The sequence below is a fragment of the Streptomyces sp. CHD11 genome, assembly GCF_018638295.1.
In the GTDB taxonomy this organism is placed as follows: Bacteria; Actinomycetota; Actinomycetes; order Streptomycetales; family Streptomycetaceae; genus Streptomyces.
In genome coordinates this window covers 119,133-133,345 of sequence record NZ_JABTTS010000003.1, presented here as the reverse complement: position 1 = coordinate 133,345, position 14,213 = coordinate 119,133, and the positions used below count along the sequence as shown (strand labels likewise).

General features: G+C 69.3%; 9 protein-coding genes and 4 pseudogenes. 2 read left to right on the top strand and 11 right to left on the bottom strand.

Annotated features, from left to right (window positions below; all coding sequences use genetic code 11):
- Nucleotides 1-268: 268 nt before the first annotated feature.
- The 4 genes and pseudogenes from HTV45_RS33980 to HTV45_RS04160 form a co-directional block, all read right to left on the bottom strand.
- Nucleotides 269-664: pseudogene (locus HTV45_RS33980) on the bottom strand (hypothetical protein); the annotation flags it as partial.
- A gap of 259 nt (nucleotides 665-923) precedes the next feature.
- Complete coding sequence (locus tag HTV45_RS04170) at nucleotides 924-2,972, bottom strand: TerD family protein (RefSeq protein ID WP_215204467.1); 2,049 nt, start codon at nucleotides 2,970-2,972, stop codon at nucleotides 924-926.
- A 1,642-nt stretch (nucleotides 2,973-4,614) separates the two neighbouring features.
- Entirely contained in the window at nucleotides 4,615-5,733 is a 1,119-nt protein-coding gene (locus HTV45_RS04165) for an acyl-CoA desaturase (protein WP_215204202.1), read from the bottom strand.
- A 7-nt stretch (nucleotides 5,734-5,740) separates the two neighbouring features.
- On the bottom strand, nucleotides 5,741-6,796 hold the full coding sequence (locus tag HTV45_RS04160; RefSeq protein WP_215204201.1) for a ferredoxin reductase: 1,056 nt from the start codon (nucleotides 6,794-6,796) through the stop codon (nucleotides 5,741-5,743).
- An 86-nt stretch (nucleotides 6,797-6,882) separates the two neighbouring features.
- On the opposite strand from HTV45_RS04160, the gene HTV45_RS04155 reads away from it, so the two are divergent.
- Nucleotides 6,883-8,022: a CdaR family transcriptional regulator gene (locus tag HTV45_RS04155; protein WP_215204200.1), complete on the top strand. Its 1,140-nt coding sequence runs from the start codon at nucleotides 6,883-6,885 to the stop codon at nucleotides 8,020-8,022.
- Between the two features lie 246 nt (nucleotides 8,023-8,268).
- On the opposite strand, the gene HTV45_RS04150 is transcribed toward HTV45_RS04155, so the two are convergent.
- From HTV45_RS04150 to HTV45_RS33975, 4 genes and pseudogenes are all read right to left on the bottom strand, one after another.
- Nucleotides 8,269-8,790: a hypothetical protein gene (locus tag HTV45_RS04150; RefSeq protein WP_215204199.1), complete on the bottom strand. Its 522-nt coding sequence runs from the start codon at nucleotides 8,788-8,790 to the stop codon at nucleotides 8,269-8,271.
- A gap of 322 nt (nucleotides 8,791-9,112) precedes the next feature.
- Complete coding sequence (locus HTV45_RS04145; protein ID WP_215204198.1) at nucleotides 9,113-10,582, bottom strand: oxygenase MpaB family protein; 1,470 nt, start codon at nucleotides 10,580-10,582, stop codon at nucleotides 9,113-9,115.
- Complete coding sequence (uppS, locus tag HTV45_RS04140; protein ID WP_215204466.1) at nucleotides 10,579-11,298, bottom strand: polyprenyl diphosphate synthase; 720 nt, start codon at nucleotides 11,296-11,298, stop codon at nucleotides 10,579-10,581. Before uppS ends, HTV45_RS04145 begins: the two co-directional genes overlap by 4 nt.
- A 401-nt stretch (nucleotides 11,299-11,699) precedes the next feature.
- A pseudogene (locus tag HTV45_RS33975) lies at nucleotides 11,700-11,927 on the bottom strand (HNH endonuclease); the annotation flags it as partial.
- Between the two features lie 121 nt (nucleotides 11,928-12,048).
- Between HTV45_RS33975 and HTV45_RS33970 the strand changes: the two are divergent.
- A pseudogene (locus HTV45_RS33970) lies at nucleotides 12,049-12,210 on the top strand (IS630 family transposase); the annotation flags it as partial.
- 347 nt (nucleotides 12,211-12,557) lie between these two features.
- Here the strand turns inward: HTV45_RS33970 and HTV45_RS33965 are convergent.
- From HTV45_RS33965 to HTV45_RS04130, 3 genes and pseudogenes are all read right to left on the bottom strand, one after another.
- A pseudogene (locus tag HTV45_RS33965) lies at nucleotides 12,558-12,770 on the bottom strand (phosphotyrosine protein phosphatase); the annotation flags it as partial.
- Nucleotides 12,771-12,773: 3 nt separating this feature from the next.
- Nucleotides 12,774-13,403, bottom strand: coding sequence for a class I SAM-dependent methyltransferase (locus HTV45_RS04135; protein WP_215204197.1), 630 nt, complete (start codon nucleotides 13,401-13,403; stop codon nucleotides 12,774-12,776).
- Nucleotides 13,404-13,538: 135 nt separating this feature from the next.
- On the bottom strand, nucleotides 13,539-14,144 hold the full coding sequence (locus tag HTV45_RS04130) for a dihydrofolate reductase family protein (protein WP_215204196.1): 606 nt from the start codon (nucleotides 14,142-14,144) through the stop codon (nucleotides 13,539-13,541).
- Nucleotides 14,145-14,213 lie beyond the last annotated feature (69 nt).

Below are 14,213 nucleotides of genomic sequence, written 5' to 3'. Positions count from 1 at the left end.
AATCCTGATTCGAGTTGGTGATCAGGAGGTGACAGTGGGCGCGAACTGACGGATCAAAGGGGCCGGACAGACCGAGCGAGCGGCATTGCCGTCGCCGCCCCGGGCGTCGGCGAAGGCAACGGATGTCCGTCCGGGGCATGGCGCGGGTGAAGTGGAACCGCAGGCGGGGTCGCGACCAGAGTCGGGTTCGCCACCAGTGGACGCATATCCGACCGGTGTCCGAGGGGACTGGTCCGAGGGCTGCCGAAGGCCACTCTTCGGCTACCGCGGGGCCGGTGGCCCCGGCCTGCGTGGCGGCTGCCGCCTCCAGGAGGGACCAGCCGTCGAACTCCACCACGCGTCGCCCCTCCGGCTGCCACCCGCGGGTGGCAGCCGCGTCGAGCAGGGCCCGGACGGCGCCGGGTTCGTGCAGGTTCAGGGAGGCGCCACGGATGTATCCCACGTCTCCGGAGCCCAGAGGAGCGCCGCCCGGCACGTACCGGCCCGGTCCTTCGGTGAAGACGATGCGCAGTGGGCCGCCGACACCGGCCGGCTGCGGGTACAGGGTGAGAGTCTCACAACATGACCTGGCACCGTCCGCCACGCTGTGGCGGTGACGCAGCGTCCACAGATACGCGCGCCCGTCGGCAATCAGCCGACGAGGCTTCTTCGGATGACGGGGCACGGGTCCGAGCGTACGTGACCTGAACAGCCCCTGTGGCGCCACACTTCAGGCCCTGCCGGGCCGGCCCCTGAGCCCCCGGCCCCGGCAGGGGCGGTTCGATCGCCTGCCGGCTCGGACTGAACGACCGGGCGGAAACCGGCGGTTCGGCGCCGGGTTGTGCGAAGCACCCTCTTGCGGTGGTCGGGTGGGGTGTGGGCTCCTGCAAGAGGACGGGCTCGCGGCGGGCGCAGACGGTATAGCCGCCGCCTGCGCCCGGGCGTCATTCCGCTGTCACGCGCTCCTTGGAGGACGTCCGGCGTGTTGTCGGGGTGTCCAGGTGGACGACGACGGTTGTGTAGAAGCGGTCCACGGCGTCGTCGACGCTGCGGATGAAACCGGTCTCGGCGTTGCCGCGGCCGCTTCCCATACTCTTGAGCAGGGACAAGCGGAACCCGGTGATCTTGGCGTTGTCCTTGGGCAGCAGGTCCGCCGGTTCGGGGCGCAGCCGTTCCAGGGTTCCGCGTGGGCCTCCGGTCTCGCTGTCGAGGAGGGTTTCGACGTGCAGGTCCGCCGGTGCCTCGGCCAGGCGCCGGACGAGTCGTTTGGCCCAGCTCAGGGGGTAGCCCTGCTCGGGGGCCGGGATGTCGATGCCGGTGCGGAGTTTGCCGGTGCGCAGGTCGGCGCTCACGGTCAGGACGCCGGGGATGCCGTCGATGCGCAGCTCCGCCCGGAGCCGTCCGTTCAAGCAGAGCTGGTCGGCGAGGCGGTTTCGGCGCTCCTTGGGGTCCGTTCCGCGCTTGGCGCGCTGGACGGGGAGGACCTTCTGCCCGAGTTCGCCGCCCAACCTGAGGCAAACCTGGCGGATGAGCCGCTCCCAGTTCTCCACCACCTCCAGGGCACGGGCGTCGCCCTGGCAGAGGGTTTCATCGTCGATCCCGTTGCGCACGGGAACCCAAGCCGGGCCCATGTTCTGGAAGCCGTGGCAACCGGAGTTCTCGTGCTGCAGGTAGTGCAGCAGTTCTTGGAGCAACCAGGCGTGCGCGGCGTTGCCCACTCCCTCATGCCTGATCAGCATCTGCGCCTGCTGGGTGACTTCTGCCCAGGACAGGTGCCAGAGGGCGACCTTGTGCTTGCGCCGCTTGTCGATCTTGACGTCGACCAGCGGGCTGCCCTCCAGAGCGACGTCGTTCGTCAGCGTGATCACGGCCTCGTAGCCGCGGCGCGCGGCGATGTCCATGTACGCCTGCACCTGATCGGCCTTGAGCGCGTTGCCGTTGGTTTTCGTCTCGACCAGCGCGGTCCACAACTTGCCGGCCCGCTCCACCCGGATCACCCCGTCCGGGCGCCGCGGATTGTCGCCGTGCGGCAGTGAGACCTCCGTGAACGTCTCCATACGACCCGCCGGAGCACCGAATCCCGCGGTGAGCCTCCTGCTGAACTCCGGCACCTGCGCCATCACCGACAGCAATACCGAGGTGGCGCGCATCTCACGGTCCCGGTCGCTCTTGAGCACGGACACCGGGAAAAGCCTGGCTTGCCTCCAGGAGTCGTTCTCCGCCAGGGTCTTCTTGACCGTTTTGGGCAGTGTGACCTTCTTCTTAGCGGTGCGAGGGCGGGCGGCTGGCTTCCTCGGCCCATCGGCCTCGCCCTCAGGCAGGCGAGGAGCGGGGATGGCATCCAGCGGCGCCTGCCCGGCCGGCTCCTCGGCCGCCGCCGAAGCCGCCCCATCCACCTGCTCATCGGCTTCCGCGGCGCCGAGCTCCGCGTCCGTTTCCGTGGCCGCGTCGTCCTCGATGTCCACGCCGAAGTCCGTCGCCAGCCCCGCGAGACCGGTTTCGTAGCCCTGTCCGACGGCACGGAACTTCCATCCCTCACCCCGCCGGTACAGCTCGCCGAAGATGACCGCCGTCACCGAGCCGGCATCGTCGACGGCAAACCGCAGGAGGCTCTCGCCGGCCGCGTCGGCCAGCGTGATCCTCACATCCTCCAGCTCACCGAAGCGGGCTTCGCCATACCTGCTCGCGGCGACGACGATCCGGTCGATCCCGGACGACACGGCGGTGAGGTCGAAGCTGATCCGGTCCTCACTGCCGTCCGCCGTCGGCGTCTTGCCCAGAAGCTGCACGCTTCCGTCAGCGGCCACCGGATGATTGTAGAAGTAGAAGTCGCTGTCGCTGCGCACCTTGCCATTCGCGTCCAGCAGCAGGACCGACACATCCGCGTCGCCCTCACCAGTCGGACTGACCCAGCCCAGACTGACGATCACTGATCCGACGTCCTCACTCAGGTCCGCCAGGGCCACATTCGAACCCATGATCATTTCCTGCATAAAGCCCCCAACGGCGCACCTGGGCATGCGAAAGATCCCAGCCCATCTGTCTTTCGCGCGACACAAGACGACGGTCGCGCGAAGAAAACTGTAATACGCACCGAGCTCGATCATGGAGGTTATGTGAAGTAGGTGTGTAACAGTGATGTCCGGCGCTGAGCCGTGCCTGCTTCCCCGCACGACTGCAGTGTCCTGTTGTACAGAAGACCGGCGTCTGCGGCGTCGATGAGGCCCACCGGGACGTTCGGCCCACTGCCAAGGGCGCCGCACCACCACCGGCGATGTCCGGCCCCGGCCTTGTCGTGAGTGTCCTCTGGGCGAGAGGTCGAGACCGCCGCAGGCCTTGCTGAAGCGAGCTGCGGCTACGGCCACCCGCGTCGAGGTCTCCGCTGCCCTCTGTCTGCATGTGACGAACTGACGGGAACCCGTCCATTCACCGCTCGTCCAGGCGTGGTCATGAAGAACTATCCGCCGCAGTTCAAGGCAGACGCGGTCGCGTTGTACCAGGCGTGGCCCGTAGCGAGATCCGGCAGGTCGCTGCCGATCAAAGGACGCCCTGTCCGCCGCCGAACGTACTCGCGACGGCCTCGCCGGGGCGGTCCTGCACGCCGACCACGGAGCCCGGTACACCAGCGGGCCTTCGCCGACGCCTGCCCGTCAGGCCGGCGTCCACCAGTCCATGAGCGCGATCGGCTCCAGCGCGGACAACGCGCTCGCCGAGTCCTCCAAAGCGACGTTCGAACGCGAGACGCTTCAGGGTTGAAAGCACTGGTCCACCGAGGTCGAGGCCCGCCTCGACGCCTTCCGCCGCGGCTGCACCGTCACAACACCCGACGCGGTCACTCCCGCCTCGGACACCGCAGTCCGATCGCCTACGAGAGCACCTTCCGAGCGACGTCACCTACGCTGACGCAAGCCGCATAGCCCGTGCCCAGGAACCGGGGCCAAGGCCCGGCTTCGCTCCCGGCGTCTTCGCCTCCTCGACATCTTCGCCGCGTTCTCGACCGGCGCCGGCTCACCAGGGAACGGACGATCCCGATAAGGGGCCATGAGCTCAGCAACCGTCCCCTGCCCACTGCCGGTTCTTCCCCGAGGGAGTGGGCAGGCCGACCTTCTCGCCCGTCTACGGCAGGCTCGGCGCCCAGTCCACGAACACGCTGACGGCAACCGTCCGTTCAGGCGAGGGCGGGGCCGGTGAACCGTACTGAGGGGAGACCATGGCCGACGGCCTGATGCTCCCACCCTTGGCCGCCGCGATCAGATCAGTCCGTAACTGACCAGGGCCCGCCCCCGTCCCGCTGCGGCTCACCCGCCCACTTCGGCAGCGGCGCGGGGTCGGGCACAGGGGCGGCGATACCGGTTCCGGCAGTGTCCGTGCCACAGCCCTCGCCTTCCACCCCGCCTGCATGTCGGCAAACCGAGTGTGCGCCCCGACTACCGGCCCGACCATGGCGGTCTGTGCACTACAGCACCTTGCGGAGGGCTGGGTGCCGAGCTCCCGGCGCACGTCCAGGTACCAACTGGCTGCCCCGGGTCCCGTGCCCTACGGCCTGACGTCGCGGTCGCCCACCGTTCGCGACGGAGCTCACCGGTCCCGGCGGTGCCGCCGGTACGGCCGAGAGATCCGACCCGGTACCGGAAATCAGGCGGCGACGAGTTCCTGCTCGCGGTCCGGCGTTTTGACCTTGGGCTTCTTGTTCGGCAGCGAGAGCCGGAAGACCTTGTGCCACGCGGAGAACACCTGCTTGGGCAGCGGGCCGGTGACGTATTCCAGCTCGTACTTGTCGAACAGCGCGCGCACCTTCACCGCGACCTCGGCGTACCGGTTGCTCGGCAGGTCCGGGAACAGGTGGTGCTCGATCTGGTGCGACAGGTTGCCGGTCATGAAGTGCATGGCCTTGCTGCCGCTGATGTTCGCCGAGCCCATCATCTGGCGGAGGTACCACTGGCCGCGCGTCTCACCGTTGATCGATCGGCGTTCGAAGACCTGTACGCCCTCGGGGAAGTGCCCGCACATGATCACCGAGTGGGTCCAGACGTTGCGGACCACGTTGGCGGTGAAGGTGGCGGCGAGCGTGGGGAGGAACGACGGGCCTGACAGCAGCGGGTGGATCACGTAGTCCTTGAGCACCTGCTTGCGTATCTTGCGGCCCACGGCCCTGGCCCGCGCGCGGAACTCCGGATTCTTGCGGCGGCGCTTGTGCAGGTTCTTGCCGAGCTCCAGGTCGTACGCCGCGATGCCGTACTCGAAGAAGCAGGCGTTGATGAAGTTCCACAGCGGCTGGCCGAGGTGGAACGGGTGCCACCTCTGGTCCTCGTCGACGCGCATGATGCCGTAGCCGAGGTCGTTGTCCTTGCCGATCACGTTGGTGTACGTGTGGTGCAGCTCGTTGTGCGAGTGCTTCCACTGCTCGGACGGCGAGACATGATCCCACTCCCAGGTGGTGGAGTGGATCTTCGGATCCCGCATCCAGTCCCACTGGCCGTGCAGGATGTTGTGGCCGATCTCCATGTTGTCCATGATCTTCGCCACGGACAGCCCGGCGGTGCCGAGCAGCCACGCGGGCGGGAAGATCGAGAACAGCAGCACGCCCCTGCTGACCAGCTCAAGCTTGCGCTGGGCCGAGATGACCTTGCGGATGTAGGCGGCGTCCTTGTCGCCGCGGTCGGCGATCACCTCGTCGCGGATCGCGTCGAGCTCGCGGCCCAGCTCCTCGATCTGCTCCGCGGTCAGGTGGGCGGTGGGGTCGATGGCGGTCAAGGTGCTCCTACCGTTCGATGTCGCAGGGGCCCGCCGCGGCGGACACGCAGGTCTGGATGAGGACGCCCGGCTCGGCCTCGGTGATCTCGCCGGTGCGCAGGTCGCGGATGGCGCCCGCCTTGAGCGGCGTGACGCAGCCGAAGCAGATGCCCATGCGGCACCCGGAGGGCATGAGTACGCCGGCCTCCTCGCCGATGTCCAGCAACGGCGTGGCACCGTCCGCGTCGACGGTCTTGCCGGTGACGCTGAACGTGACCTCGCCGCCGTTGCCGGCGACGACGATGCTGGGGCGGAAGCGTTCGGTGTGCAGGCGCTCGGGGACGCCGTGTTCGGCCCAGTGCTTTTCGGCGGCGTCGAGCAGACCGGCGGGCCCGCAGGCCCAGGTCTCGCGCTCGGTCCAGTCGGGCACGAGTTCGTCGAGACGGGCGATGTCGAGCATGCCGTCCGTGTCGGTGTGCACCTCGGTGAGCCGCAGCTTCTTGTCCGCGACCAGGCCGTGCAGTTCGCTGCGGAAGATCACGTCCTGCGGCCGTGGCGCGCAGTGGACCATGACGACGTCGTCGAACCCGGTGTCGCGCAGCATGCCCATCACGGGCGTGATGCCGCTGCCGGCCGTCAGGTAGAGCACCTTGGCGGGTTTCACCCGCGGCAGCACGAAGTCACCGGTCGGCTGGTCGAGCTGGATCAGCGTGCCCGGTCTCGCCCCGCGGACCAGGTGGTTGCTGACCTTGCCGTCCGGGATCGCCTTCACGGTGATCGTGACGCGGCCGTCCCGGCGGTTTGTCGGCGAGGTGATGGAGTAGGCACGCCACAGGCGCACCCCGTCGACGTCGACCCCGATCCGCACGTACTGACCGGCTGTGTGGCCGCGCCAGCCCCGTCCCGGCCTGATCACGACAGTCGCGGCGTCACGCGTCTCGGGGTGCACGGCCTCGATGCGCCCACGTAGGTCAGCGCCCGCACGCAGCGGGCTGACCAGGTCGAGGTAGTCCGACGGCAGCAGCGGCGTCGTGACCATCTCGAGCAGTTTCCACGCCCTGCTGCGGAGGGCTGCACTCGTCATGACTCCAGCTTGCTGCGCCTCTAGGCGTAAAGTCCTGACCGCAGGACGTAAATCTGATCGGCTAGATTGTTCGCAGGGAACAGAACGTGAGCCATGCAATCCGGAGGGCCAGCGAACTGGCCCTGGACGAGACGACGGTCACCGCACTTCGGGCCGCGCTGAAGACCACCGCCGACGAGGTCGTCCAGGCGATCATCGACGAGGTCCCTCCCTACGCCAACGCCCTTTCGGGCCGCATGGGCGGCACCATCCGCCGAGCCGTCCGCACCGCCCTGGGCCACTACCTGGACCTCGCGAGCGGGAACGCCACAGGCGGCGACGCCGGTGACGCAGCCTACGAGCTGGGCCGCGGCGAGGTGCGCGACGGTCGTTCCATGGACGCCCTGCTCAGCGCCTACCGTGTCGGCGCCCGCGTGGCCTGGCGGTGCCTGGCCGCGGGTGCCGTACCCGCAGGTCTGCCCGCCGCCGAGGTCGCCAAGTTCGCCGAACTGACCTTCGCCTACATCGACGAGCTCTCCGCCGCGAGCGCCGCGGGCCACGCCGACGAACTGGCAGCCCGGGGGAGGGCCCACGAGCGCCACCTGGAACTCCTGGCCCGTGACCTCCTCGCCGACGCGAGCCCGGACGTGCTGCTGGCCTCTGCCCAGAGGGCCGGGTGGCAGCCTCCTGTCTCGCTGACCGCGGTCCTGCTGCCCGCCGCACAGGCTCGCCCTGCCTACCGCACGCTCGACCCGAGCACCCTCGTCCTCGACGATCTGCCGGATTCCACCGGTGTGCTACTCGTCCCCGATGCCGACCGATCACATCTCCTGCGGCAGCTCACCGACCGCACCGCCGTGGTCGGCCCGGCCCGGCCATGGACTCGTGCGTCCGCCTCGTACGCACGAGCCGTACGCGCCCGCTCCCTCTCCTGCGAGATTCGCGACACCGAGGAGCACCTGCCGGAGCTGGTGCTGAGCGCCGACATGGACGCGTTCACAGACCTGCGTACCCGAGCCCTCGCACCGTTGCGGACCCTGCCCGTCGCGACCGCACGGCGGCTGGAGGAGACGTTGCGGGCGTGGCTGCTGCACCAGGGCAGGCGGGACGAGGTGGCGGCGGAGTTGTTCGTCCATCCCCAGACAGTCCGGTACCGGATGTCGCAGCTGCGGGAGCTGTTTCCGGACCTCGCATCGCCACACCGGTCCCTTGAACTGACCCTGGCGGTCGGTCTCCGGATCAGCTGACACGTACTCCCGGTTGGTCGTTTGCGTATGTCGTAGGGAAGAGACAGCCGCGGCCGCGGATCCTGTCGGACGAACCGCGCTCGCTCGGCCGAGCCGTTGTCGGAGTACGGGCGAATCCGCACAGCCACGTACACGCGGACGTGGCACAGCGGGACGTGCAGCCTTGGGCCGAAGCCGAAGCCGAAGCCGAAGCCGAAGCCGAAGCCGAAGCCGAAGCCGGAGCCGGAGCCGGGGACGCCGGACCGGTCAGAGTCCTGCGGCGCGATGTCGCCGGTGATGGTCGAGGGCGACGGCAGCAAGGAGCGGCCCCCAGGCGACCAGCGGCAGATAGAGGATTCCGGCGATCGTGCTGCCGAGAGGGGTCATGTCCGGATGGGGGAAGGTCCACCAGAAGGCGAACCGGATGAGGATCAGTGTCAGCGCCGCGGCGCCGAGACCCGCCGTCACGGTAACGGCACGCGGATTCGGCCGGCGTCCGCCGACGAGGGGGACCCACTGCGGCAACACCTCACCCCATGGCCGGACCAGCCCGAGAGTGAGCAGCGCGAGCAACTCTCCGCCCACAGTGAGCCCGACCACGTACACCGCGCCCCAACCGGTGAAACCCATCGCCTCGTACCCGGCCTCGGTGTACCCGGCGGTGAAACCTGCCGCCAGGAGCAGGCGCCAGACCCCGGACGGCAGGGTGACCAACGCGACGGCGTGGGCGGCACGAACGGCCCAACGGGACGGGGGCGGAAGGCTGGTGGGGAGTTGCGTGGTCGTCATGCGCCCTATCGTCCCGGCGAGCCGTCTCCCCGCCATCGCCCCTGAGGACGGGCCCCGGAGCGACCCCGGAAGGAGACCCGTACCTCCGTCTCCACCGCGCGGGGGATGCCTGTGCTCCCCGCCGAAGCGCACCGATGAAGGCTCCCCGCCATCGGCGGAGCAAGCACTTCGCCGTGCACGTCCGGTTGTACCGGCGTGTGTATGTGGCCCCCTGCACCCCCGACAGCCGTTGTTGCCGGCCGAGGCATGACCGAGCCCCGCTTTGCGCCCTGCACCAGGGGCGGTGTGCCGGCCCCCGGTGGCGGCGCCTCCTACGGGTTCGTCAGGCATCGGAGAGCAGGGGGTCGAACGGGGTGTTCCTGCGGCGGCCTGACATGAAGGAAAGGAAGTCACCGACGAACGCACTGCGGTCGTAGGTGCCGTCGGTGGTGGTGAGGTCGCGGTGGAAGGCGGTGCGGAAGAGTGTCCTGTGCTCGTCCGCGTCGATGGTCCCGCTGCCGTCCTTGTCGGTGGCGTCGAAGAGCACCTCGGCGACGCGGATGAGCGCGGGACCGGCGAGGGACGGCACGGCGGCAGCGTACTCGTCGGCGCTGACCCGCCCGTCGCCGTCCGCGTCGAGGGCGGCCTGGAGTTCACGCCACCAGGCGGCGAAGGCGTCGTAGAGCCGAGTCTCCGCGGGTTCGTCCAGGTCGAGGCGGGTGGCCAGTTCGCGTGCCATGGCGGCGAGGTCAGGCCAGTCGAGGTGGCCGTCGCCGGTCTGGTCCAGCACCTGACGGAAGAACTCCGCCGCCGAGCGCCGACCCTCGCCCGTAGCCGGTGAGGCGGCCGGGACCGGGTCGGGGCCGGTCTCGTCGCTCAGCGGTGTGAGGAGGCGGAGCAGGGCCGATGCCCGCTTCATACGGGCGCGCAGCGCGGTCACGGTCCGGGCGCGGGGGTCGTCGCTGCCGGGTGGGACGGAGAGGGCCTCGATGATGGTGTCGACGTTGATCCAGCCCTCGGGCAGGAAACGGGTGAGCCCGGCGGCCAGGTAGGCGCCCTGCATGAGGGTCGGGGCACCGGGCATCTCGGGCAGGCCGGCCCTGCGCCGGTACGGTTCGGGGAGCGAGGCGACGGTGATCGCGCCGAGGAGCGGACCGACGACGGCCCGGCCGGCCGCCCACACTGTCGGTGCGCCGGCCAGCAGCGCGGGGGCGGGCAGGTGGTCGAAGAGCCGGTAGAGGATGACGCGTGCCGCCTCGGTGTTCTCCAGTTCGTCCTCGACGACCCTGTCGAAGTACCGCCAGAAGTCGCCGAGGTCTTCGGGGAGTTCCCCGGCGTCGCCGTCGAGCGCGGCGAGGAACAGGCGGTACTCGGCGTACATGCGCTCCATGGTGTCCTGGTCGAGCGGCTGGCCGCTCAGCCGGCACATGGTGACGGCGCTTTCGAAGAGGGTGGCGACCACCCAGGCGCGGGTCGCGCGGTCCATGGCGTCGTAGGCGCGGCCGCGGGCGTCGGAGCCGCTCATGCGGGCATGCAGCCTGTTGAGGCGGGCGGCCTCCCGTTCGCGTACCGCCGGATCGGCGTCGAACATGCGCCGCATGCTGAGGAAGGTGTTGCGCAGCCGGCGCCAGGGGTGGGCGACGAAGGTGGAGTTGTCGGCGAGGGCGGCACCGATCTGCGGGTGGGCGGCCTCCAGCACGGTGGCGCGGATCACGGCCAGCGCCCAGCGTGGGTCGTCGAAGAAGGCGCGGAACTGCGACTCCGGGCCGAACAGGGATGGTTCGTCGGCCGCCGTGGTGGTTCCGGTCGTCATGACAGGTCTCCGTTCGTCTGGCGCGGCACGCCGCCGAAGCGGCGGTCACGGCGCCGGTAGGTGTGCAGGCAGGCGAGGAAGTCGGGCGCCCGGAAGTCCGGCCAGAGCGCCTCGGGGAAGACCCACTCGGCGTAGGCGACCTGCCAGAGCATGAAGTTCGAGATGCGCTGCTCGCCGGAGGTGCGGATGACGAGGTCCACGTCGGGGGTGTCGGGGAACGGCAGGTGGGCCGCGAAGAGCCGCTCGGTCACCTCCTCGGCCGGCGTCCCGCTGCGGATCAGCGACCTGGCGGCCTCCACGATGTCCCGGCGTCCGCCGTGGTCGAAGGCTACGGTCAGCGTCATCCCCTGGTTGTCGGCGGTCAGCGTCGCCAGATCCTCGAAATCCCGAGTCAGTTCACGGGGAACGCGTGAGTCCGCGGCCCCGAGGAAGCGACAGCGGATGCCGCGGGCGAGCAGCAGCGGCGCGTGTTTGCGCACCACCCGACGGACCAGGCGCATCAGGTAGTCGACCTCGCAACCAGGACGGTTCCAGTTCTCGGTGGAGAAGGCATACAGGCTGAGCCACTCGACGCCGGCTCCCCGGGCCGCCTCGATGATGTCGATGACGGTGGTCTCCGCAGCCCGATGGCCCGCCGTCCGGGGAAGCGAGCGCTGCTGAGCCCAACGGCCATTGCCGTCCATCACGCAGGCCACGTGCCGCGGCACCCCGCGCACCGGCCCATCGACGTGCCGCTGCTCGTCGTTGTCCTGTCGCTCACCCGGGCGGTTCCCCGTCGCCGAGCGTGCGCGCTGAACGCCGTGGTCCGTCACACCCAGCCCCGTCTCGCCCGAAGCGGCACGGTCGTCCCTACCGCGCTCGGTCACGCCCACCCCGTATCGCCCATACGCGCCCCACCGGAGCGTCCCTCTCCAGGAGTCTGGCGGAAGGGAAGAGCCCTGAGCGGCCGAACGGGAGCCGGTCACCCTTGGCTCATCTGCACGATTTCCTTCGGCATCGGCGGTCTTCTCCCTGGACCGGGCGTGCCGCGACCCCGGCCGCGGCGTACCGCGACCTGGCTGTCGGTGCGGCCGTCCGGGGTGCTCCCGCCGACATCGCGTGCCGGATGGGTGGCGGCCCATGCGGCGGTGTAGCCGCAGTGCACGTCGGCGGCGGGTGGGACCCGTTCGGCGGGATCCTGGTCGGCTCTGGAGACCGGTTGGGGCGGGCGGTGACCGCGACCTGGGATCCTGCGGAGCCCTGGTCGTTGGCGTAGGTCTTGCGGCGCCGGCCGGTCCAGGCGGCGCCAGAGCCTCAGGGCCTCGGCAGGGACCACGCGGTCGATGTCCGGGTCCGACGCTCTCGTTGATGACGACTTCGGTCCGGGTCATCTGCATGGCCGTCCAGGGACTGAGTCACATGTGCCACAGGTGCTCCGATCCGCTGTGCCTCGCTGCTGGTGATCACGAAGTGAGGCACAAGAACCAGGAATCTGGTCCCTCCTGCGACGCGGCTGGCTCTCCAATGTCGCCTTCTTCACCCCCGAACACCTCGTCCGGCGCATCCGACGCGGCCTACGGCACATCCAGTACCGCGGTCACCTCATAGACGGCTGCCTCGCCGAGACCGGCCTGATCATCAAACCCTGACCGCGGGCGACACCGCGAGTTCAACCTCAGTAGTCGCCCGGCACAGCCGTCCCGGCGAATCCGGGCCGGAGGAGACCGGAAGCCGGTCGGGCCGGACCGGAATGGCGGTGCTGCTGGGGCCTGTTGACGCCCACTACGGCACCTGTCGCTGTCTCCCGACGATTGCCCCGAGCGCTTTGTACGGCCCAGACCACGGCATGTCAGCACAGCTACAGCGCCGCGAGGGATGGGACGTCCTTGGAGGAGAGGTCGGGGCGTGCAGTTGGTTACAGGCAGGTATTCCAAGGCTGTGGTATTCGTGCGTCAGCAGGGGTCGAATGAGGACGTCGCGCGTCTCGCCATACCCTCGCCTCCGGCATCGCCGGGGCGATCTCAGCGATCAGACCCGCGACGAGAGTCTTGAACTCGTCGCGAATGGGGCGGACGGGTTCGACGCCCTGGCCGGCCGGGTCGTCGAGTTTCCAGTCCAGGTGGCGCTGGCCGGGGAAGACGGGGCAGGTACCGCCGCGGCCCATGGTGATGCAGACGCCTGACTCGCGGACCACGTCATGGGTGCTGACGCCCTACGGGCGGCGGGCCAGCACATGGGTGTCGAGGAAGCCCCGCTCGGACGCTGGATCGTGGAGCAGCCGGGCGAACGTAACGAGCCCGGCCTCGGCCAGCAGCCCGACGAATCTGTCCGCCGGCCAGCTATAGGCAGGCGCCACCTTGTGGTCGAAGCGGACCGGATCAGGTCCCTCGGTTCCGAAGAAGGACACCAGTAGCAGGCCACCTGGTGCCAGGACACGCACCTGCTCCGCGAGCAGGGCGGGCAATTCGCCAGGAGGAGTATGGATCATCGAATAGTGGGCCAGCACTCCGCCGAGCGTGCCGTCCTCGACCGGCAGGGCCTCCATGTGCGCTTCCTCGAACCGCAGCGCCGGCTGGGCCCGCCGGGCGTGGTCGACCATGGCCGGGGAGAGGTCGAGCCCGAAGGCGTCCAGTCCCAAGTCGTGCAGCATGGCCGTCAGATGACCAGGTCCGCACCCGACGTCGGCCACCCGCAGGTGTTCCGTGGCACGCACGAGCTCCGCGAACGTGCCGATCATGTTCCGCGCGAAGGGATGTGTCTCCAACCGATTGGCGAACATCGACGCATACAGCTCGACAACCCCGTCATAGGCCGCCCTGGTCTCATCCTGGTGATTCAGCACGGCAAGGAAGCTAACACCCACACCGTTCGCAGCCGCTCTCCAGCCCGACACCGGCCTTTCGCTCAGGACGAATCCGGTCTTGCTCCCCTCCGTCGGTCTGGCGGCCGTCCAGACCGACGGACGGACGGGGCGACGTCACGCAGGGACGCCGAGCGGTGGGTGCTCAAGCACGCGGGGCTTGTACTCGACCAGCTGGATGCGGCCGTCGAAGGTGCGGTGCTCGATCATCTCGAGGGCAACGTCCGGATAGCCGTCATAGATGCGTTCCTCGCCCGTGGCCCCGGTGATCACCGGGAACATCACGACCCGGAAGCGGTCGACCAGCCCGGCGCGTAGCAGGGCCCGGCACAGGCTGAGGCTGCCGATCGTGCTGAGGAGCCCCGAGCCCCCCGACTTCATGGCGCGGACGGCATCGACAGCGTCGTCGCGGACGAGTGTGGAGTTGGCCCATGTCAGTGGTTCCTCGAGCGAGGAGGAGAACACCACCTTGGACGCTCGCGTGAGCTCGTCGACAGACGCCTCTTCTTCGGGCCTGAACTCGTCCTGGCCATCCGGTACCTCACCTGCGGCGAAGCCCGACATCAGGCGGTAGGTGTTGGCTCCCATGAGGTAGGTGGCCTGGGGCTGCTCGCCGAGCCAAGCGAGGTATTCCGGGCCCTCCAGGCCCCAGAACCCGGGCCATCCCTGGCCCGATGCGTAGCCGTCGAGGGTGGTGATGAAGTCGACGAGAAGCTCCGGCATGGCGGTCTCCCTTCCTAGGGTGTCAAGAGTTTGGACCGACCGGGAGCCACAAACTCATCGGCCGCGCCG